At 66.2% G+C, this 19,404-nt stretch carries 19 protein-coding genes and 1 riboswitch; of the genes, 3 read left to right on the forward strand and 16 right to left on the reverse strand.

The features are described from left to right. Nucleotides 1-80: 80 nt before the first annotated feature. The 8 genes from EOA13_RS13525 to cbiE form a co-directional block, all read right to left on the reverse strand. Nucleotides 81-590: a GIY-YIG nuclease family protein gene (locus EOA13_RS13525; RefSeq protein WP_127293187.1), complete on the reverse strand. Its 510-nt coding sequence runs from the start codon at nucleotides 588-590 to the stop codon at nucleotides 81-83. 119 nt (nucleotides 591-709) lie between these two features. Continuing rightward, nucleotides 710-1,720 (reverse strand): nicotinate-nucleotide--dimethylbenzimidazole phosphoribosyltransferase, encoded by a 1,011-nt coding sequence (cobT, locus tag EOA13_RS13530; RefSeq protein WP_127293189.1) that lies wholly within the window; start codon nucleotides 1,718-1,720, stop codon nucleotides 710-712. 51 nt (nucleotides 1,721-1,771) lie between these two features. Continuing rightward, nucleotides 1,772-2,548: an adenosylcobinamide-GDP ribazoletransferase gene (cobS, locus tag EOA13_RS13535; RefSeq protein WP_127293191.1), complete on the reverse strand. Its 777-nt coding sequence runs from the start codon at nucleotides 2,546-2,548 to the stop codon at nucleotides 1,772-1,774. A gap of 3 nt (nucleotides 2,549-2,551) precedes the next feature. Beyond that, a complete protein-coding gene (locus EOA13_RS13540) occupies nucleotides 2,552-3,865 on the reverse strand; it encodes a cobyrinate a,c-diamide synthase (RefSeq protein ID WP_127293193.1) in 1,314 nt (437 codons plus the stop codon). After that, nucleotides 3,862-4,680, reverse strand: coding sequence for a uroporphyrinogen-III C-methyltransferase (gene cobA / locus EOA13_RS13545; protein ID WP_127293195.1), 819 nt, complete (start codon nucleotides 4,678-4,680; stop codon nucleotides 3,862-3,864). The genes EOA13_RS13540 and cobA overlap by 4 nt, the downstream gene beginning before the upstream one ends. Next, entirely contained in the window at nucleotides 4,677-5,441 is a 765-nt protein-coding gene (gene cobM / locus EOA13_RS13550) for a precorrin-4 C(11)-methyltransferase (protein ID WP_127293197.1), read from the reverse strand. The genes cobA and cobM overlap by 4 nt, the downstream gene beginning before the upstream one ends. Then, entirely contained in the window at nucleotides 5,438-5,824 is a 387-nt protein-coding gene (locus EOA13_RS13555; RefSeq protein WP_127293199.1) for a cobalamin biosynthesis protein, read from the reverse strand. The genes cobM and EOA13_RS13555 overlap by 4 nt, the downstream gene beginning before the upstream one ends. Then, nucleotides 5,821-7,050, reverse strand: a complete 1,230-nt coding sequence (cbiE, locus tag EOA13_RS13560; RefSeq protein ID WP_127293201.1) for a precorrin-6y C5,15-methyltransferase (decarboxylating) subunit CbiE — start codon at nucleotides 7,048-7,050, stop codon at nucleotides 5,821-5,823. The genes EOA13_RS13555 and cbiE overlap by 4 nt, the downstream gene beginning before the upstream one ends. A 1-nt stretch (nucleotide 7,051) precedes the next feature. Here cbiE and EOA13_RS13565 point away from each other — a divergent pair, with 1 nt between their 5' ends. Continuing rightward, nucleotides 7,052-7,813 (forward strand): cobalt-precorrin-6A reductase, encoded by a 762-nt coding sequence (locus tag EOA13_RS13565; protein ID WP_127293203.1) that lies wholly within the window; start codon nucleotides 7,052-7,054, stop codon nucleotides 7,811-7,813. Here EOA13_RS13565 and EOA13_RS13570 read toward each other — a convergent pair. The 8 genes from EOA13_RS13570 to EOA13_RS13605 form a co-directional block, all read right to left on the reverse strand. Continuing rightward, nucleotides 7,777-8,541, reverse strand: coding sequence for a precorrin-3B C(17)-methyltransferase (locus EOA13_RS13570; RefSeq protein WP_127293205.1), 765 nt, complete (start codon nucleotides 8,539-8,541; stop codon nucleotides 7,777-7,779). The two genes, EOA13_RS13565 and EOA13_RS13570, sit on opposite strands and share 37 nt — an antisense overlap. After that, complete coding sequence (locus tag EOA13_RS13575) at nucleotides 8,538-9,296, reverse strand: precorrin-2 C(20)-methyltransferase (RefSeq protein ID WP_127293207.1); 759 nt, start codon at nucleotides 9,294-9,296, stop codon at nucleotides 8,538-8,540. The genes EOA13_RS13570 and EOA13_RS13575 overlap by 4 nt, the downstream gene beginning before the upstream one ends. After that, a complete protein-coding gene (locus EOA13_RS13580) occupies nucleotides 9,293-9,925 on the reverse strand; it encodes a precorrin-8X methylmutase (RefSeq protein ID WP_127293209.1) in 633 nt (210 codons plus the stop codon). The genes EOA13_RS13575 and EOA13_RS13580 overlap by 4 nt, the downstream gene beginning before the upstream one ends. Nucleotides 9,926-9,927: 2 nt before the next feature. Further along, nucleotides 9,928-11,439, reverse strand: a complete 1,512-nt coding sequence (cobG, locus tag EOA13_RS13585) for a precorrin-3B synthase (RefSeq protein WP_127293211.1) — start codon at nucleotides 11,437-11,439, stop codon at nucleotides 9,928-9,930. Then, a complete protein-coding gene (locus EOA13_RS13590; RefSeq protein ID WP_127293213.1) occupies nucleotides 11,436-15,173 on the reverse strand; it encodes a cobaltochelatase subunit CobN in 3,738 nt (1,245 codons plus the stop codon). The genes cobG and EOA13_RS13590 overlap by 4 nt, the downstream gene beginning before the upstream one ends. Nucleotides 15,174-15,191: 18 nt before the next feature. After that, entirely contained in the window at nucleotides 15,192-16,229 is a 1,038-nt protein-coding gene (gene cobW / locus EOA13_RS13595; RefSeq protein WP_127293215.1) for a cobalamin biosynthesis protein CobW, read from the reverse strand. Nucleotides 16,230-16,231: 2 nt separating this feature from the next. Next, nucleotides 16,232-16,660 carry a DUF1636 family protein gene (locus EOA13_RS13600; RefSeq protein ID WP_127293217.1) on the reverse strand — a complete coding sequence of 143 codons (429 nt, stop codon included), beginning with the start codon at nucleotides 16,658-16,660 and terminating at the stop codon, nucleotides 16,232-16,234. A 38-nt stretch (nucleotides 16,661-16,698) separates the two neighbouring features. Continuing rightward, a riboswitch (cobalamin riboswitch) is annotated at nucleotides 16,699-16,903 on the reverse strand. Nucleotides 16,904-16,932: 29 nt separating this feature from the next. Then, nucleotides 16,933-18,132, reverse strand: coding sequence for a winged helix-turn-helix domain-containing protein (locus tag EOA13_RS13605; RefSeq protein ID WP_127293219.1), 1,200 nt, complete (start codon nucleotides 18,130-18,132; stop codon nucleotides 16,933-16,935). 331 nt (nucleotides 18,133-18,463) lie between these two features. Between EOA13_RS13605 and EOA13_RS13610 the strand changes: the two genes are divergently transcribed. Together EOA13_RS13610 and EOA13_RS13615 are read left to right on the forward strand one after the other, a co-directional pair. Continuing rightward, nucleotides 18,464-18,829: an NADH-quinone oxidoreductase subunit A gene (locus tag EOA13_RS13610; RefSeq protein ID WP_010910112.1), complete on the forward strand. Its 366-nt coding sequence runs from the start codon at nucleotides 18,464-18,466 to the stop codon at nucleotides 18,827-18,829. After that, the gene (locus EOA13_RS13615) at nucleotides 18,820-19,401 is read left to right on the forward strand and encodes an NADH-quinone oxidoreductase subunit B (protein ID WP_013531090.1); all 582 of its coding nucleotides are present in this window, start codon (nucleotides 18,820-18,822) and stop codon (nucleotides 19,399-19,401) included. Before EOA13_RS13610 ends, EOA13_RS13615 begins: the two co-directional genes overlap by 10 nt. Nucleotides 19,402-19,404 lie beyond the last annotated feature (3 nt).

Consider the following 19,404-nt stretch of genomic DNA (forward strand, 5'->3'; position numbering starts at 1 on the left):
AAGACTTGGTGGAAAGACCCTGGAACACAGGGAGAACGTGAGACGGTTTTTTCCCCGGCTCACGGCTCGTGTGAGATCGTTCATATCCGAAGAACCGTTTTCGCGTGCACGATCCGCCGCTCCTTCACGCAACTCATTAGAAACTTCAATATGTGCTGGCTCGCATCGAACCATTCGCCGCTGACGTGATGACTGGCAAAGGTTCGGTGGATCGCCACCTCGTCGGATCGAGATCCCCGAAAGAAAGCGAACATGTCGACCGGGTCAGCCAGCCCGGTCGCTAATTGCTTCAAGCGCTGCGCCGGCTGGAGCGAAAAGCCTATCTTGATCCGGTCGCGAACGAGCAGGAAATAGACAAAGCCCGGCGCTGTCGGGTCGCCACGCGGCACAATAATATTAGGCAGCGTTTCCTTCACGCCGGCGGACAGGTTCAAATCGTGTGCTGCGGCTAGCGCTGCTGCCATGGAAAGCCATTCACAGCGCCCATCCTTGAGGTCGCGACCATGCAAGCCACGCTCCCGCATAATCTTGCTCGGCTGCCAGCGCGGCCGACCGTCTCGCCACATGAAGTATTTGACGCCGTGGCTCAATGTGACCTCTTGCTTTCAGTGAAGGGCTCGGTGTGCAGAGCGTTGACGGCGTGATTGGCGCCGTCAAGTTCTTTTCGCTCGATTTTCAGGCGGTCGGCTGATGGGGCGAAGTCCAGCGACTACTTCTCCGAAACGCCAGCCTCGGCAAAACTCGCCATGCGGGCATGGCACTCCAGCGCCGCGCGGACGATGTTGACGGCGAGGCAGGCGCCGGAGCCTTCGCCGAGCCGCATGCCGAGATCGAGCAGAGGCGGCAGGCCGAGGGCTTCGAGCAGGCCACGGTGGCCTGACTCGGCCGAGACATGGGCTGCGATTGTGTGGGCGAGGCCGGCCGGGTGCAGCTTCGCTAATGGTGCGGCGGCGGCGGTGCAGACGAAGCCGTCGAGCAGCACGGGTATGCCCAGATGGCGGGCGGCCAGCGTGGCGCCGAAGATGGCGGCCAGTTCGCGGCCACCGAGCGCGGCAGCGACACCAAGCGGGTCAGCAAGGGCGGCGGCGTGGCGCTTCAGGCCGGCTTCGATGGCGACCACCTTGCGCTTCAGCCCGGCGTCGTCGACGCCGGTGCCGCGCCCGGTCCATTTTTCCGCACCACCGCCGAACAGGGCGGCTGAAATGGCGGCCGCCGGCGTCGTGTTGCCGATGCCCATCTCGCCGAAGCAGATAAGGTCGAGGTCTTTCGTCACCGCGTCGTAGCCGGCCGAAACTGCCGTCAGAAAGGCCTTCTCATCCATTGCTGGCCCTTGCGTGAAGTCGCCGGTCGGATGGTCGAGATCGAGCGGGATGACGTCGAGTTCGGCGCCGGCCATGCGGGCAAGCTGGTTGATGGCGGCACCGCCGCCGGCGAAGTTCGCCACCATCTGCACGGTGACTTCCGAGGGATAGGCCGACACGCCTTGCGCGGTGACGCCGTGGTTGCCGGCGAAGACGAAGACTTTTACGCGGTCGAGTTTCGGCATGTCGCGGCCCTGCCAGCGCGCCAGCCAGGCGGCGATCGTCTCCAGCCGGCCAAGGCTACCTTGCGGCTTGGTGAGCGTGTCCTGGCGGCGCACAACCGCATTGGCGGCAGTGTCGCTGCCGGCCGGCAGATCGAGGCAGGCGGCGCGCAGTTCACTAAGCGATTTGAAGGGCATGGGGGCAAAGTCTCCGAAAGGGAATCAGGCCAAGAGAATCAGGCCAAGGGATCAGGAAAGCGCTACGGAAGCGACGAGCAGCACCGCGATCTCGCTTGCCTGCTGCAAGGCTCCGATCGTGTCGCCGGTCTGGCCATCGATCTGGTTGAAGCAAAGGGCGCGGAAAGCGGCAAACAGCAGGCCAAGCAGGATCAGCGCGAAGACGGCGCCGCCCAATCCGAGCAGGAGCAGCGGGATCGCGCCGAGCACGGCGCCGGCCATGGCGGTTTCCTGCGAAACCGTGCCTGCGTCGGCCGAGAGCCCGTCGATCCGCGCCGGGGGCAAGAGATGCATGAAGGCGCCAAGCAGGCCGCGCGAGGCCGCGTGCGCGGCCAGGAGGGCGAACAGGGCCTGTGTAGGGTCGACGAGTTCCGACAGCGCGCTCCAGCGGATCAGCAGCGACAGAGCCAGTGCCGCCGCGCCATAGGCGCCGATGCGGCTGTCGCGCATGATTTCCAGTTTGCGGCCGCGCGACTTGCCGCCGCCAAAACCGTCGGCGACGTCGGACAGCCCGTCCTCATGCAGGCAGCCGGTGGTGAGCAGGGTGGCCACGAGCGCAAGGGCGGCAGCCGGACCCATGGCAAGGCCAAACCGTTCGGCCGTGGCGAAGACGATGGCGCCGATCAGGCCGACGACGAGGCCGGCAATGGGGGCTGCCCAGATCGCGGCGGCAAGGCTGCGGCCTCGGAAATCGAAGACCGGCAGCGGCAGGCGGGTGAAGAAAACCAGGCAAAGCGCGGTGTCGTCGAGGACTTGCCGCGGTGAAAGAGCCAAGTTCTTGAGCTTCATGCGCTAGCCCCTCGCGATGGCGTGGAAGAAAGTGCCGCTGACATGGCCGCGCCGATAGCCCGAGGCGCCGATCGGATTGCCCTGGCCGTCGGCAAGGTCGGCCAACGGCTCGTCATTGCCTGTCGCCGTCATCTGCGCATAGTGGAATTCGTGGCCGCGGATCAGCGCGCCCTGTGAGCCCAGCGGGCAATCGGCGCGCAACCGCGCCTCGCGATAGCCGAGGTTCATCTTGCGCTTGGCGAAGCTGGTGGAATGGCCGAGCAGGCCGAGCATCGGATGCGTTTCGCCTGAAGCGTCCTCCAGCGCCTCGCCCAGCACCATGAAGCCTCCGCACTCGCCATGGATGGGTTTTGTGGCCGCAAAACGCTCCATCCCGGCACGGAAAGTCGCGGCGGCGGCGAGCCGGCCAGCGTGAAGCTCGGGGTAGCCGCCGGGCAGCCAGCAGACGTCGCAATCCTCGTCGGGTGCCTCGTCGGCGAGCGGCGAGAACGGGACGATTTCGGCACCCGCCTTGCGCCAATAGGCGGCGACATGCGGATAGAGGAAGGTGAAGGCGGCATCCTCGGCCAGCGCGACCCGTTGGCCGGGCGGCGCCAGTGCGTCGGCGAAGCCGCCGGGCGCCGGGGTGAGGGGTGTCGCCAGGGCCATGATCGCATCGAGGTCGAGCGACTTTTCCGCCATGTCGGCCAGCCGGTCGAGATGCGCCATCAGATCATCATATTCTCTAGCCTGGACGAGGCCGAGATGGCGCTCGGGCAGGTTCAGAGTGGGATCGCGCAGGATGGCGCCGACGACCGGCAGGCCGATCGCCTCGATGGCCTCGCTGCACAGCTTGCGATGGCGCTCGCTGCCCAGCCGGTTGAGCACTACACCGGCCATGCGTACATCCGGATCGTAGGTGGCAAAGCCCTTGGCGACGGCGGCCGCGGTGGTCGACTGGCCGGAAACGTCGAGCACCAGCAGCACCGGCAGGCCATAGAGCCGCGCCAGGTCGGCCGCCGACCCAGTGCGCCCCGGCGAGGCCGGAATACCGTCGAAGAGGCCCATGGCGCTTTCGAGGATGACGAAATCGGTGCCGTCGGCGGCTTGCGCTGCGAGTGCGTTGAGCAGCGATGGCGGCATCGCCCAGCTGTCCAGATTGACGCCCGACAGTCCCGTGGCGGCGGTGTGGAAGCCGGGGTCGATATAGTCGGGGCCGGATTTGGCGCCTCGCACCTTCAGCCCACGCCGGGTGAGCGCGCGTAAAATGCCGATGGTGACGCTGGTCTTGCCGGAGCCGGAGCGCGGCGCGCCGATGATGATGGCGCGGGCGGTCATGCTTGTCCCGCCAGTGCCGCGCGCATGGCAACGATGCCGCCAACGACGATCAGCGCCGGCGAGGCGAGACCGGCGGCGGCCGCTTCCTCGGCAATGGTGGCGAGCGTTGCGACGACGGTTCGTTCCTGCGGCGTCGTCGCGGCGACGATCACTGCCGCCGGTGTTGACGGCGCCAGCCCGCCGTCGAGCAGTGCCGCCGCGATCAAAGGCAGGTTGGCCATGCCCATATAGACGACGACAGGCTGGCCGGTGCGGGCGATCGCCGCCCAATCGAGATCGTCATCGGTGCCAGCGGCGTGGCCGGTCGCCAGGATCAGCGCCTTGTTGATGCCGCGCATGGTGGCCGGAATGCCGGTCGCGGCCAGAGCGCTGAGGCCCGAGGTCAGGCCTGGCAGCACGCGGAACGGGATGTTTTCACGCGCCAGCGCCAGAGCTTCTTCGCCGCCACGGCCGAAAATATAGGGATCGCCGCCCTTCAGCCTGACGACGCGGCGGCCGTCGCGCGCCAGTCGCACCAAAAGCGCGGTGATGTCGTCCTGTTTCATCGACGGTTTGCCGCCGCGCTTGCCGGCAAAGAAGAGCTCGGCATTTTCGGCGACGGCGACGACATCTGGGGAGACCAGCGCGTCATAGACGACCGCATCCGCCTCGGCCAAGGCCGCCAGCACTTCGAGCGTCAGGCAGCCGGGGTCGCCGGGGCCGGCGCCGGCCAGCCAGACGTGACCCGGTTCCAGTTGGCGCGGCTTGAAGTTCAGCCGCGCAAAAGCCTGTTCGAGCCTGGCGTTTTCGCCCTTGTTTTTGGTGCTGCCGCTCACAATCCGTCCCGTCCGCGAAAACGCCGCTGGTAGTGGGCGTCGTATAATGAACTCTCGCCAAAACCTTCCGCCGCCAGCGAGCGGCCGACAAAGATGATCGCCGTGCGCTCCATCGGATCGGCGGCGAGCAGCGCCTCGATGGTTGCCAGCGTCCCGGCCAGCACGCGCTCGTCCGGCCAGGAAGCGCGGAAGACGACCGCCACCGGGCAATCGCCGCCATAGTGCGGCGTGAGCTCGGCGACGATGCGGTCGATGGCGTGGATGGCAAGATGAATAGCCAGCGTGGCGCCGGTGCGGCCGAAGCCGGCCAGCGTTTCGCCGGGCGGCATTTTCGATGCGCGCCCGGAAATGCGGGTCAGCACCAGGCTTTGCGCGATCTCGGGAATGGTCAGTTCGCGGCGCAATGCGGCGGCAGCAGCGGCGAAGGAGGGGACGCCGGGCGTCAGCGTGTAGGGAATGCCATGCTTTTCCAACCGGCGGATCTGCTCGGCCACGGCGCTCCATACAGACAGGTCGCCAGAATGCAGGCGGGCGACATCGTGGCCAACCTTGTGCGCCGCGACATACTCGGCCTCGATCTCGTCGAGCGACATAGGTGCGGTGTCGATCAGTTTTGTCCCCGGCGCGCAGTGCTGCAGCAATTCGGGCGCGACGATCGAGCCGGCATGAAGGCAGACCGGGCAGCTTGCCAGCAGCCTCGCACCGCGCAGCGTGATGAGGTCGGCGGCACCCGGACCGGCGCCGATGAAATGGACGGTCATGGCGCATCTCCGCTGATGGCGATGGCGCAGGTGACCGGGCCGAGCACCGTGCGGGGCCCGAGCAGTCTGGCGCCTTTGCCGGCGACGGCAAGGGCGGATGCCTCGGAAACCGATGGGGTGCCGGCGAGTTCTTGCGAGAGCTCGGAATGGCTGAGCGTGTCCGACGAGACGGCCTGAAGTGCTGCATCATCGACGACGATGACCGGAAGGTTCAGCACGCGGCCAGCGGTGGCGATCGCTTCTTCATCCTTCTTGAACTCGGCAGTTGCCAGCGCCGAAAGCGCCGTCATCGCCAGCCCGTAGGCTTCGAGGGCGGTTTCGATCGCGGCAAGCACGTCTTCGACGCTCACGCCCTTTCGGCAGCCGATGCCCGCGACCATCATGGCTTCACCCAGCTCCATTGGGTGACCGGCATGGCTGGCCGCCAGGCCTGCATCGCGCCGACCGGCGAGGCGCGAGAGATGGCGATGCGGGTGAGATCGCCGCCAAGCGAGACATGGCGGGCGAGAAGCAAGGCTTCCATCTCCAGCGTCACCGCATTGGCGACAAGACGGCCTCCGGGGGGTAGGGCCTTGATCGCGGCGTTCAAGACGCCGGTGTCGCTGCCGCCACCACCGATGAAGATCGCGTCCGGCGTGTCCAGCCTGGCAAGCGCCTTGGGTGCGGCGCCTTCCACCACGACAAGGCCGGGAACGCCGCAGGCGGCCGCGTTGCGGCCAATGCGGGCGGCGCGGATCGGATCGGCCTCGATGGCGATGGCGCGCATCGAGGGGTGGGCCAGCATCCATTCGATGCCGATGGACCCGGAGCCGGCGCCGATGTCCCACAGCAACTCGCCGCGCTTGGGCGCCAGCGCCGACAGGGTGATGGCGCGGATTTCGCGCTTGGTGATCTGGCCGTCATGGTCGAACAGATGATCGGCAAGGCCTGATGTGAGCGGCAGGACGCGCGCATCCGGACCGGATTCAACTTCGATCGCCAGCACGTTGAGCGGATTGATGTTTTCGAGATCGAAGGCATCGGCGCGGGCGGTGCGCCGGTTTTCGCTTGGCCCGCCTAGTGCCTCCAGGATTGTCATCCGCGAGGCGCCGAAGTCGAGTTCGGTGAGCAGGCGCGCTATTGCCGCCGGCGCATCGCTATCCGACGTCAGTGCCAAAATGCGCGCGCCTGGCTGCAGCAGCGGCCGGATCAAGTCGAGCGGCCAGCCGTGCAGCGAGACGGTCTCGATGTCCTGCAGCGCCCAACCAAGGCGGGCGGCCGCAAGCGAAACGGCTGACGGGGCGGGGATGACGTGCATCTCCTGTGCCTTGATCTTGCGGGCGAGGGTGGCGCCGACGCCATGGAAGAACGGATCGCCGGAGGCGAGCACGCAGACGCGCCTGCCAGCCAGCGTCAGCACATCAGTCATCTCGGCATCGAAAGGAACCGGCCAGGGGCGGGCCTCACCCTCGGCGAAGGACGCGACCAGCGCCAGGTGCCGCTTGCCGCCGAAGATGATCTCAGCCTGGGCAATCCGCTGCTTGGCCTCGTCGCCGAGACCCGCTAAACCGTCCTCGCCGATGCCGACGATTGTGAGCCAGGCGGCGCTCGATTGACCCCTAGCAGGCATGATGACCCACCGCATTCTGATCCTCGGCGGCACCACCGAAGCCCGGCAACTGGCCGGAAAACTGGCGGCGCGCGCCTCGGTCACGCTGTCGCTGGCTGGCCGCACTGAAAGCCCGGTCGCGCAAGGTGTCCCGGTGCGAAGCGGAGGCTTTGGCGGTGCCGATGGGCTGGCCGACTATCTGCGGAAAGAGCCTATCGACCTCCTGATCGACGCGACGCACCCCTATGCGGCGCAGATCTCCGCCAATGCGGCGCAAGCCGCCCGCGTGGCCGGTGTGCCGATCCTTGCGCTGCGACGCCCCGGCTGGGAGCATGTCGAAGGCGACCGCTGGACCGAGGTCAATACATCCGGCGATGCCGCGCGAGCGCTTGGACTGGCGCCGCGCCGTGTTTTCCTGGCGCTGGGCCGGCAAGAGGTCGCCGCTTTCGAAGCTGCGCCCCAGCATCATTATCTCGTCCGCAGCGTCGACGCGATCGAGCCCAAGCTTGCCGTGCCGGATGCGAGCTATCTTCTGGCCCGTGGCCCGTTTCGTGAGGCGGAGGAACGCGCGCTGCTCGAAAAGCAACGCATCGATGTCATCGTGTCCAAGAACAGCGGCGGCGAAGCGACTTATGGCAAGATCGCCGCGGCGCGGGCGCTTGGCCTCGAGGTGGTCATGATCCAACGGCCAACCTTGCCGGATGTTCCCGCGGCTGAAAGCGTTGAAGCGCTGACCGTGATGGTCGATCATTTTGTCCGCCCCGTGGACGAGCGCGGCGTGTAAACCAGCGCCGGCTTCTCAGCGCGCTTGATGATGCGGGTTTCCGGCGAGCCGATGATGATGCAGGTCGCCATATCGGCTTTTTCAGCCTCGACATCGGCCAGCAGGTAGACCTCGATGCGCTCGTCGGGACGGCCTGCGGCGCGGCCGAAAATCACCGGCGTGGTGCCAGGCAGGATCGCGGTCAGGCATTCGAAGGCGCGGCCGAGCTGCCAGGGCCGCGCCTTGCTGATCGGGTTGTAGAGCGCGATGACGAAGCCGGCGCCGGCTGCCGCCAGCAGGCGCAGTTCGATCAGCTCCCATGGCTTCAGATTGTCGGACAGCGAGATGGCGCAGAAATCATGGCCGAGGGGTGCGCCGATGCGGGCGGCAACCGCCAGCATGGCGGTGATGCCGGGCACGACGGCGATATCGACCGTGCGCCATTCGGCCGGGCCGGCCTCGATCGCCTCGCAGACGGCCGCCGCCATGGCGAACACGCCGGGATCGCCACCGGAAACCACCGCGACGTCGTGGCCCTCGGCGGCTTTGACCAGTGCGTCCTTGGAGCGGGCGAGTTCCTCGCGGTTGTCGGAAGCGACGCGGGTCTGATCCGGGCGCAATTCCAGCCGGTCGAGATACGGTTTGTAGCCGTAAAAGAATTTCGCCTCGGCGACGGCGCGGCTGGCTTCCGGAGTGACTTGATCGGCATTGCCGGGGCCAAGGCCGATTACGGTGAGACGGCCGCTCATGCTTGCACTCCCAAAGCGCCGGGGCGGCCGGACCAGCCGGCGACCAGCACGATGGCGAAATAGGGCGCCTTGTCGTCCGGCTTGTCGGCCAGCTTCATCGACACGCTGCCGGCCATGGTGCCGTGCTCGACATAGACGGCGCGCGACAGCTTGGCCGTAGCCTCCAGCGCCCGCCTGATCTTGGGCAGGTTACGGCCGACCTTCATGATGACGGCGGCATCGGTGTCAGCCAGCCGGCGCGTCAGCTCGAACTCGCTCATCGTGCCGGGCAGCACCGTCAGCACATCGTCGCCCTGGACGATCGGAACACCAGTCTGCGACCAGCAGCCGGACATGGCGGTGACGCCGGGAATGACTTCGGTCGGGAAGCGATGGGCGAGGCGCACATGCAGATGCATGTAGGAGCCGTAGAAAAGCGGGTCGCCCTCAGACAGCACGGCAACCATCCTGCCGGCTTCGAGGTGCTCGGCGACCCTCTCGGCCGACTCCTCATAGAAAGCCGTGATCTGCGAGCGGTAGTCGTCGTGGTCCTTATCGATTTCGGTGGTGACGGGATAGAGCAGCGGCAATTCCGTCATTTCGGGCCGGAACTGCGCTTCGACGATGGCGCGCGCGTTGCTGTTGTTGCCGCGCTTGGCGAAATAGGCCACGACATCGGCTTCCGCCAAGGCGCGCGCGGCTTTTAGCGTCAGCAGTTCGGGGTCGCCGGGACCGGTGCCGACGCCGACGAGACGGCCTTTGAGAAGGGCGTTCACAGGCCGGGCCTCGCCAGTGAATTGAGCGCTGCGGCGGTCATGGCGCTGCCGCCGAGCCGTCCGCGCACGATGGCGTAGGGAACGCCATAGGAATTCTCGGCCAGCGCGTCCTTCGATTCGGCAGCGCCGACGAAGCCGACCGGCATGCCGATGATGGCCGCCGGTTTCGGCGCGCCGTCGCGCAACTTCTCCAAGAGATAGAAGAGCGCGGTCGGCGCATTGCCGATGGCGACCACCGAACCGGCCATGCGGTCGCCCCACAGGTCGATCGCGGCGGCGGAGCGGGTGTTGCCGATCACCCTGGCAATGTCGTGCGTGCGCGGATCGCGCAAGGTGCAGATCACCTCGTTGCCCGCCGGCAGCCTGGCGCGGGTGACGCCATGCGAGACCATTTCCGCGTCGCAGAAGATCGGCGCGCCCGCCGCCAAAGCGGTGCGGGCAGCGGCAACGAAATCGGTTGAGAACACGAAATGCCCGGCGGCTTCGACCTGACCGCAGGCATGGATCATGCGGATGGCGACATCGGCCTCGGCTTCTGAGAAGCGCGAAAGATCAGCCTCGGCGCGGATGATGGCGAAGGAGCGCTCATAGATCGCCGTGCCGTCATGGATATAGTCGTAGGCGGCCATGCTCATTTCCGTTTTTCAGTTTGGGCCTGTCGGTAAGCCTCGGCGATTGCCACCGGCCCGAGCCTTGTCAGGCAAGCGGCGGCGGTTTCGCCTTGGTATCGTGTGCCGCGGATCATTGCCGCAACGCGGCCGATGCCGCGCGCGGCGTCATAGCCCGGCCTGTAGCCCGCAGGAAGGGCCCTTGCCGTCGCGTTCACGACAAGTCCGGCTCCGTTTTCGCCGCCGACGATCGTCAGCGTCGCCGGGCCGGGGTGGGCGCAGCCCTTGGCACAGCCGGAAATGTGCAGGGTGAAGTCCGGGATGTCGGCGTTTTCAGCCGCGATCGTCTCGGCAATGTCGCGCGTGGCGATGCGGCCGGAGGCGCAGGCGGGCGTGCCGGGGCAGGCGGCGATGCGCGTGCGCGGGTCGGTGGGGGAGGTGACGAAGCCGAGGGTGGCGGCGGTGTGCTGAAGGGGGTGGTTGGCGGTTGGTTGACCGAGGAAAAGCAAGGCGCGGCCGGGGGCGAGGCGGATTTCGGTTGTGCCGAGGGTGAGGGCGCTTTGTGTGAGGGCGATGATTTTGTCCGCTGGCATGCTGCCGTAGGGCAGGCCGATGCCGAGGGCGGTGGCATTGCCGCCCAAAGGGAAAAGACCGATGGGTCGGTGATCCTGCACACCCCCCTCTGTCCTGCCGGACATCTCCCCCGCAAGGGGGGAGATCGGCAGTTCCGGCGCCGGCTCTCGTCCTGCCACCTCGGCGGTGGGCGTGACGTCGGCAATTGGCGAAAGCGCCGATGACGGCTCAATCTCCCCCCTTGCGGGGGAGATGTCCGGCAGGACAGAGGGGGGTGTGACGGAGTGCCAACCTGCGAGAGAGACCAATTGGCGCTCCGTCAAATCCCTCGCATGGGCCCCCCGACCCTTCTCGGCAATCATCCTGAGCACCGCAACGGCAATATCGCGCGCTACATCGTCATCGACCGTCGCAAGCGGCCTCGCGCTTTGACCATCACCGGCAACAGACACAGCCCACGGCACGCCAGCGCTGGCCCGCACCGCCTTCAGCCTCACATCGGCCGTGACCGCATCCAACCCAAGCTGCCCGCCACCATCGACAATCACCGAAACCTTCGGCCCCAGCCGTTGCGTCAGCCCAGCCTCTTCAATTGCCGCCCTGATCCGCTCGGCCAGCGGCCGGGGATCGGCAATGTCTTGCGGATCGATGCCGGCCAGCGGCCCGGTCTCGACCGGCACGCCGGTGCGCACCGCGATATCAAGCGCATCGACCTCCGCCGCCAGCAACGCCGCGCTGTCCGCCGTCAGCCCGCGTATCTGCAGGCTGCCGCGCGCGGTCACTTCCGTGATGCCGTTGCCATGCCGCAAAGCCGATTCGGCTATCGCAATCAAGAGTTTCGGCGACAATCCTCCAGAAGATGGGCCTCCCGCGACCGGATTGAGCCGCACCAGCAGGCCATCGCCAGTCTGCATCGGCGCCGACAGGGCCGGACAAGCGCCACGACGTGAGAAGGCGTTCATGCCGCCACCCCAAGCGCTTCCGCCTCGGCAATCAGGGCCGTGAGATCGTCGTCTATGGAATTGCGCAAGGGATGCCAGAGGCCGCGCCGGCGCGCCGACAGGAAGCGCTCGGCGATGACTTTTGCGGCGGCGGGGTTCTCGCGCAGGATGAAGGCGCGGACAGCCGGATCGCTGAGATAGGCGTCATGCACCGCCTCGATCAGCGCGCCCGATATCGCATGCGTGGTTTCGGCGAAGCCCACCAGCCGGTCGACGGTTTCGGCAAATTCGGAGGCGCCGCGCGGGCCGTGGCGCATCTGGCCTGATATGAAGCGTGGATTGACGGCGCGGGCACGCACAACGCGCGATACGGCCTCGCCGACCGAGCGCGGTTTCGGCCTTTGAGGATCCGTAGTGTCGAGCACGATGACGTCGGCATTCCTGCCCAGGGTTGCCAAAGCGGCCGAAAAGCCGCCGATGAACGCGACGTCGGCGGAGCCCTCGAGGATGTCGCGGCCGGGGTCGTCGCCGGTGTGGACGAGAAGATCTGCTTCGGCGATGCGCCCCTCGAAGGCGCCGGGCGCGGAGACGCCTTCGCCCTCCGCACCGCCATAGGCGTGCGATGTGGCGTCGAGATAGGCGCGGCCGATTTCTTCGCGGGCCGCCCAGTCGCCGGAGGACAAAAGATCCTCGACGCCGGCGCCATAGGTGCCGGGCGAGGTGCCGAAGATGCGTGGGCTGATCTTGCCATCGGCGCGGGTCCTCGCCGCGAGCGGGTTTTCCGAATCCTCCTCGTCTCGCGCGGCAACGGCGTTGGCAGCGGCATCGATCAGCGCGATCTGGGTCGGGAACATGTCGCGGAACAGGCCCGAAATGCGCCAGGTGACGTCGACGCGTGGCCGGCCAAGCGGGGCCGGGGGCAGCACTTCGATGCCGGTGATGCGGCCGGTCGCAGCATCCCATTGCGGCCGGCAGCCCATCAGCGCCAGGCCTTGCGCAATCTCCTCGCCGCCGGTGCGCAGCGACGCCGAGCCCCAGAGGTCGATGACCAGCGAGCGCGGCCAGTCGCCATGCGATTGCATGTAGCCGCGCACGACTTCTTCGGCCGCCACCCTGCCGAGGTCATAGGCGGTCGGCGTCGGCATGCTGCGCGGGTCCGACGTGAAGAGGTTGCGGCCGGTGGGCAGGACGTCGGAACGGCCGCGCGCGGGCGCACCGGCCGGGCCGGCCTTGACGTGGCGACCATCGAGCGCCGCAAGTAGCGCCGTCTTCTCGCCTTCGGCGCTTTGGTGGCGCATGGCGTCGGGCTCGTTCTCGGGGGCGCGGCCATAGATATGCAGCCCGTCCTTGATGGCGAAATCCTTGAGGTCGCACAGCCAGGCGTCGATGCGGCGCAGCGCTTCGTCCGGTGCGTCGGTCGTGGCGACGCCGGCTTCGGAGGCAAGACCGGTCTTTTGCGCCGTCTCGACGATCAGCTTGGCAAGGCGGTCGCGGCGGCGACGGTCGAGCCCGTCGGCCTGGGCATATTCGTCGACCAGCCGCTCGAGCTTGTGCTGGTCCTCATAGAGCCCGGCACCGGTTAGGGGCGGCGGCAGATGGCCAAGGGTGACGGCGGCAATGCGCCGCTTGGCCTGTGCCGCTTCGCCGGGGTTGGAGACAATGAACGGATAGATGACGGGCAGGGGACCGGTGACGATCTCGGGAAAGCAGTTTTCCGAAAGCGCAACCGTCTTGCCCGGCAGCCATTCCAGCGTGCCATGCGCGCCGACATGGACCAGCGCATGAACGCCGAGCGATTTGCGCAGCCACAGGCCGAAGGCGATCAGCGCATGGCGCGGCGGCAGTGTCGGGTCGTGGTAATCGGCGCGGCGGTCGGCGGAGCGGCCGCGGTCGGGGGCGAGGGCGACCGTGATGTTGCCGAAGGTGGCGGCACGGAAGGGGAAGTGTTTCTTGCTTGATAGCGAAGGTTTGCGCGAGGCGCCCCCCTCTGTCCTGCCGGACATCTCCCCCTCAAGGGGGGAGATCGGCAGTTTCAACGCTCCGCCCCCTCCCGCAACATTGGAGATTGGCGAACCCGGCAATGGCAGCGCAATCTCCCCCCTTGAGGGGGAGATGTCCGGCAGGACAGAGGGGGGCGCCTCGCACAAACCTGTCTCGCCTTCTGCCTTCCCCCAAGCCGCCTCCATGGCAGCGACAGCCGCAGCCGGCAGGCTCTTGGAGAAGTCCAGATAATCCTCCAACCCCAGCCCATCCTTGCTGCCTTCAAGAAGCCCTAGCAACCCACGCGGTGTCTCCGGAATCCCCTCAACCCCATAGCCCTGTTCTTTGAGGTCCTGCAGCATGGCCAGCACGCTGGACGGCACATCCAAACCCACGGCATAGCCGGTGCGGCCGGGCGCGCTCGGATAGTCCGGGATCAGGACGGCCAGCTTGCGCTCGGCGCGGGACGTCTCCTGCAGGCGGATGAAGGCCGCGACGCGGTCAGCCACTTGCGCCACACGATCCGGTTCCGGCCGGTTGGCAAAGGCGCGGTGGCCAAGTGCTGGATCGATCTCGCTCTCACCCTTGAAGGAAATGGCGCCGGCCAGGATGCGGCCGTCGAGTTCGGGCAGCACGACATGCATGGCGAGGTCGGCGGGCGCCAGGCCGTGCTGGTTGGTCTCCCAGACGTCGCGGCGGGTGGTGGCGACAATGACCTGGAAGACAGGCACGCCGGCGCGGTCGAACAGGGTTTCGACGCCGGGCTCGGCGCCGGACGCGAAAGCGGTCGCGGTGATGATGGCGGCGGGTTTGAGCGTGGCGAGTGCTGTTTCCACGAATGCCAGGGATGATGGGTCCTTGAGGCTGGAGACGAAGATCGGGACCGGGGCGATGCCGCGCTGGCCGAGCGCTTCAAAAAGTGCGTCGATCGGCGCGACATCGGCGGCCAGCAGCATCGAGCGGTAGAACAGGATGGGGATGATAGGAGCGTTGACGTTGTCAGCGTCGAGTTCCTTCACACCCCCCTCTGTCCTGCCGGACATCTCCCCCGCAAGGGGGAAGATTGCGCTGTCATTGGAGATTTCGCCAATTGTCGAGGTTGCGGACGCGTCAGCTTCTAATGAAACGGGAAAAGAGCCGGCTTTGATGAAGTCCGATCTCCCCCCTTGCGGGGGAGATGTCCGGCAGGACAGAGGGGGGCGTGAAGGATCACCAACGACCCCGAGTCCTGGCTCATAAAACCCGGCTTTCGGCACTGGAACCGGCTCTGCTACGTCCGCATCCGATCCAGCCAGCCCCGCCAATCTCCGCACCAGCGCACTCATATTCGCCGGGCCGCCCTCGCGGAAATAGTCGAGCAGGCCGTCGAGCTCCTCGCGCGGCAGCGTCGAGGCTTCGATCAGGCGCAGATCCTCGTCGCGGCATTCGCCGGGCAGCAGCGCCAGCTTTATGCCGTGTGCGCGGGCGGTCGAGGCAAGCTGGTCGCAGCCGTAGCGCCACCAGTCGTAGCCGCCGAGGATGCGCACGAGGATGACCTTGGCGTGGCGGGCGACGCTGTCGACCCAGAGGTCGACGGACATGGGATGGCGCAGGTCACGCAGGGCAGCCAGCCGCATCGAGGGCAGGCGGCCGGCATCGGCCTTCCAGGCTGCCGCCAGTCCGGCGAGGTCGCTGTCGGTGAAGGACAGGGCCACGATATCCGCCGGCGTCTGCCGCAGATCGACCGGCTCGGCGAGGTCGTCGAGCGAGGCGGATGTCGTGGTGAGGATGTGCATCGCAACCCGTGTCCGAGATCAGCCGGCGAGTATACGCTCGATCGCCGGGCGGTTCAGCCCCTTCAGGCCGATGACGACGAGACGCGAGCGGCGGTCGTCCTGCGCCGTCCAGGCGCGGTCATAGTAATGATTGACGCGCGGCCCGACAGCCTGCAGCAAGAGCCGCATCGGCTTGCCACCGACCTCGACGAAGCCTTTTACACGCAGCACGTTCTCTTCTTCGGCGACGGTGGCGACGCGCTTTGCCAACTCGTCCGGATTGGCGATCGAGGCAATGTCGACGATGAAGGTGTCGAAGTCGTCATGCTCATGGTCGAATGCGCCGTCATGGTGGGACTTGCGGTTTTCGATGTCGTCCTCGACGGCGAGACCGAGCCCGAGCAGCACCGAGGGATCGACCTTGCCATGCGACGTCGGCACGATCTTCACCGCGCGGGCGGAATGTTCGTTGATGATGGCGTTGGCGCGGGCGGTGCCGGCGGCGTCCATCAGGTCGCTCTTCGACAGGATGATCAGGTCGGCGCAGGCGATCTGATCCTCGAACACTTCTTCCACCGGATCGTCATGGTCGAGCGTCTCGTCCCCGGCGCGCTGCGCCTGCAAGGCGTCCATGTCGTTGGCGACGCGGCCTTCGGCCAGCGCCGGGCCGTCGATCACGGCGATGACGCCATCGACTGTGGCGCGGCTCTTCACGCTCGGCCACTGGAAGGCCTGGACCAGCGGCTTGGGCAGCGCCAGGCCCGAGGTTTCGATCAGGATATGGTCGACCCTCGGCGTCAGCGCGAGGATCTTGTCAAGCGCCGGCACGAAATCGTCGGCGACGGTGCAGCAGATGCAGCCATTGGCCAGTTCGACGATGTTTTCCTCCGGGCAGGTGTCGATGCCGCAGCCCTTCAAAATCTCGCCATCGATGCCGATGTCGCCAAACTCGTTGACTATGATGGCAATGCGGTTGCCGCCGGCATTTTCCAGGAGATGGCGGACCAGCGTCGTCTTGCCGGCGCCGAGGAAGCCGGTGACGACGGTGCAGGGAACGCGGGAGACGGATGCAGTCATGGTCAGTCCTTCAGCAGGTCGAGGGGAGGGATGCGGGCAACAAGGCCGCGCTTCAGGCTATCGGGACGGCCGCGCCATGGAATCAGGCCGTCCTTCGAGGTGGCGAAGAGCCTGGCGCCGGTGACGAGATCGGCGCCGCTGGTCGCGGTCAGGTCGCCGAAGACATAACTCCAGCAACCGTCGCGCAGGATGGCGGCGCTCAGGCGGCGCTTGCAATTGCCGAGGCATTCGAGGCTGCGGATGCGGATGTCATCGCCAGATGCGGCGCGGCGCGTGTCGTCGGCCAGCAATTCGCCGGCGCGGGGATGAGCGTCGGCGCCGGTCTCATCGCGGCAGGAGGCGCAGACGATGATGGTGACGCCGGCCAAGGCATCATCATGGCCGGACGAAATATCCGCTGTACCAGCCGAAAAACTGCTGTCGTGGTCCAAAGATCGGGCTCCTTGCCCGGAAACCCGCCGGGCGATCGGATTCTAAAGTCGCAGACGGCAGGTCTCCTGGCTCGCGGGTCATCGCCTTGGTAGCCGCCTTCCCGGGAACTCCCCAGTGGCTTTCGGCCTTGGCTCTTCGCTTACAGTTGCGGGGACAGCCGCGGATTTGGGATTTTGCCCCGCACCGCATTCCCTCTTAGCCCTTGCCGTTGCGGGCAAGGGACCATCTGAACCGGATTTAGGCTTTTGCGGGCGGCGGTGTCAACGCGAGCTTACGACATGGCGATGTCGGCCAGCGCCGGCCCCAAATCCCCGGCAGGTGTCACTTCGATGCGTTCGAGCCCGAGCCAACCTTGCATCTGCTTCAATTCCTCGAACAGCTCTGCAGCGGTTTCAGGCGGCGCACCCGGCTCGGCATAGGCCGCATGGACCCGCAGTATGCTGGCCGGACGGTCGGCCTTGAGGTCGACGCGTGCCACGATCCTGTCGCCGAGCAGGAACGGCAGGACATAATAGCCGTATTGCCGCTTGTCGGCCGGCGTGTAGATCTCGATGCGGTAGTGGAAGTCGAACAGCCGCTCGGTGCGCGAACGCTCGAAGACGACCGGATCGAAGGGTGCCAGCAGGGTGCGGGCCTCGACTTTGCGCGGCAGGCGGGCGTCTGTGTGAAGATAGGCGGGCTTGTCCCAGCCTTCGACTCGCACCGGCAGCAACTCGCCCGTTTCAATCAGTTCCTCCAACCGGCCTTTCATGTCGGCCGGCGACAGCCGGAAATAATCGCGCAAATCGCCTGAAGTCGCCACGCCGTGGGCGCGGGCGGAAATGCGCAGCAATTCGCGGTGCGCGTCCTCAGGCGTCGGCACTGGAAGGTCGAGGACCGCCTGCGGCAGTACGCGCTCGGGCAGATCATAGAAACGCTCGAACCCGCGACGGTGCGCCGTGGTGATGCGGCCGGCCCAGAACAGCCATTCGAAGGCGTGCTTGGCATGGCTCCAGCCCCACCAGCCGCCCGAGCCTTTCTGGCCCTCCAGCGCGGAAGCGGCGATCGGGCCGCGCTCGGCGACCTGGCGGTAGATCTCTTCGATGTAGCCGGCGTGCTCGCGGCCCCATTTGGCGAGCCCCAGATACATTTCCTCGCCGCGCTCGGCGCGCTGCATGCGCCAGCGCATCAGCGGGTATGTCTCGACCGGCAGGAAGGAGGCCTCGTGCGCCCAGTATTCGAAAACAGTGCGCTTGCGCGTCACGGCCGCGTTGTCGAGCAGCGAGAACGGGTAGGGGCCAAGGCGCGAATAGAGCGGCATATAATGAGCGCGCACCACCGCGCTGACGGAATCGATCTGCAGCAGGCCGGTGCGGGAGAGGGTGCGGGCAAAATGCCGGCGGTCGGGCGTACCGGTCGGGCGGGGATCGAGGAACCCCTGGGCGGCAAGCGCGATGCGACGGGCCGTGGGGAGCGAGATCTTTTCCTTCATGCAGGCATCACTTTGAAGTGTTTTGACCGAGGGTCGAAAGGCTGATTCCAACCCATGCTAGCAGGGTTTTGGCGGCATCCATGTCAGGAGAGAAAAGTGGAGTAAAAGGCGAAGGAAATCAAACAGGAGCGGATCGGACCAGTTTGCCGCGATATGCCGTTCAGGTCGGTGTTTTGAACAAGGTTTGACTTGCTTCGCTGGAAGTGCTGCGCTAACCCTCGCCGCGTTGCAGCATAGGCCCTTAAAACGGTTCAGCGGTTAAACTGTCACGCTTCCGCATTAGGGTCCGGTGCTGTAATCAAAGTGGATTGGCGCCAACGGAAAACCGAGCATGAACGCACTCTTGAGCTCATACCTGCCCATCGTCCTGTTCATAGGCGTGGCGCTGGTTGTCGGCCTGGCGCTGCTGGCCGCGCCCTTTCTGGTGGCCTATCGCAATCCCGATCCCGAAAAGCTTTCCGCCTATGAGTGCGGTTTCAACTCGTTCGACGACGCGCGCATGAAGTTCGACATCCGTTTCTACCTGGTGTCGATCCTGTTCATCATCTTCGACCTGGAAGTGGCCTTCCTGTTTCCGTGGGCGGTGTCGTTTTCGAAGATCGGCATGCTCGGTTTCTGGTCGATGATGGTGTTTTTGGCGGTGCTGACCATCGGCTTTGCCTATGAATGGAAAAAAGGAGCGCTGGAATGGGATTGAACGACAGTTCAGGCACCCTCGTCGCGCCGAAGCCCAAGGGTATTATCGACCCCAACACCGGCAGGCCGGTGGGGGAGGACGATCCCTTCTTCCTCGAGATCAACAATGAGTTGGCCGACAAGGGCTTTTTGGTCACTTCGACCGAGGCGCTCATCACCTGGGCGCGCAGCGGGTCGCTGATGTTCATGACGTTCGGCCTCGCTTGCTGCGCGGTCGAGATGATCCACACCTCGATGCCGCGCTATGATTCGGAGCGGTTCGGCGTCGCGCCGCGCGCGTCCCCGCGCCAGTCCGACATCATGATCGTCGCCGGCACGCTGACCAACAAGATGGCGCCGGCGCTGCGCAAGGTCTACGACCAGATGCCGGAACCGCGCTACGTCATCTCGATGGGCTCCTGCGCCAATGGCGGCGGCTACTACCATTATTCCTATTCGGTGGTGCGCGGCTGCGACCGCATCGTGCCGGTCGACATCTATGTGCCCGGCTGTCCGCCGAGCGCCGAAGCGTTGCTGTACGGCATTCTTCTGCTGCAGAAGAAAATCCGCCGCACCGGCACGATCGAACGGTAAATC

This window comes from Mesorhizobium sp. M7A.F.Ca.US.011.01.1.1 (assembly GCF_003998295.1).
In the GTDB taxonomy this organism is placed as follows: domain Bacteria; phylum Pseudomonadota; class Alphaproteobacteria; order Rhizobiales; family Rhizobiaceae; genus Mesorhizobium.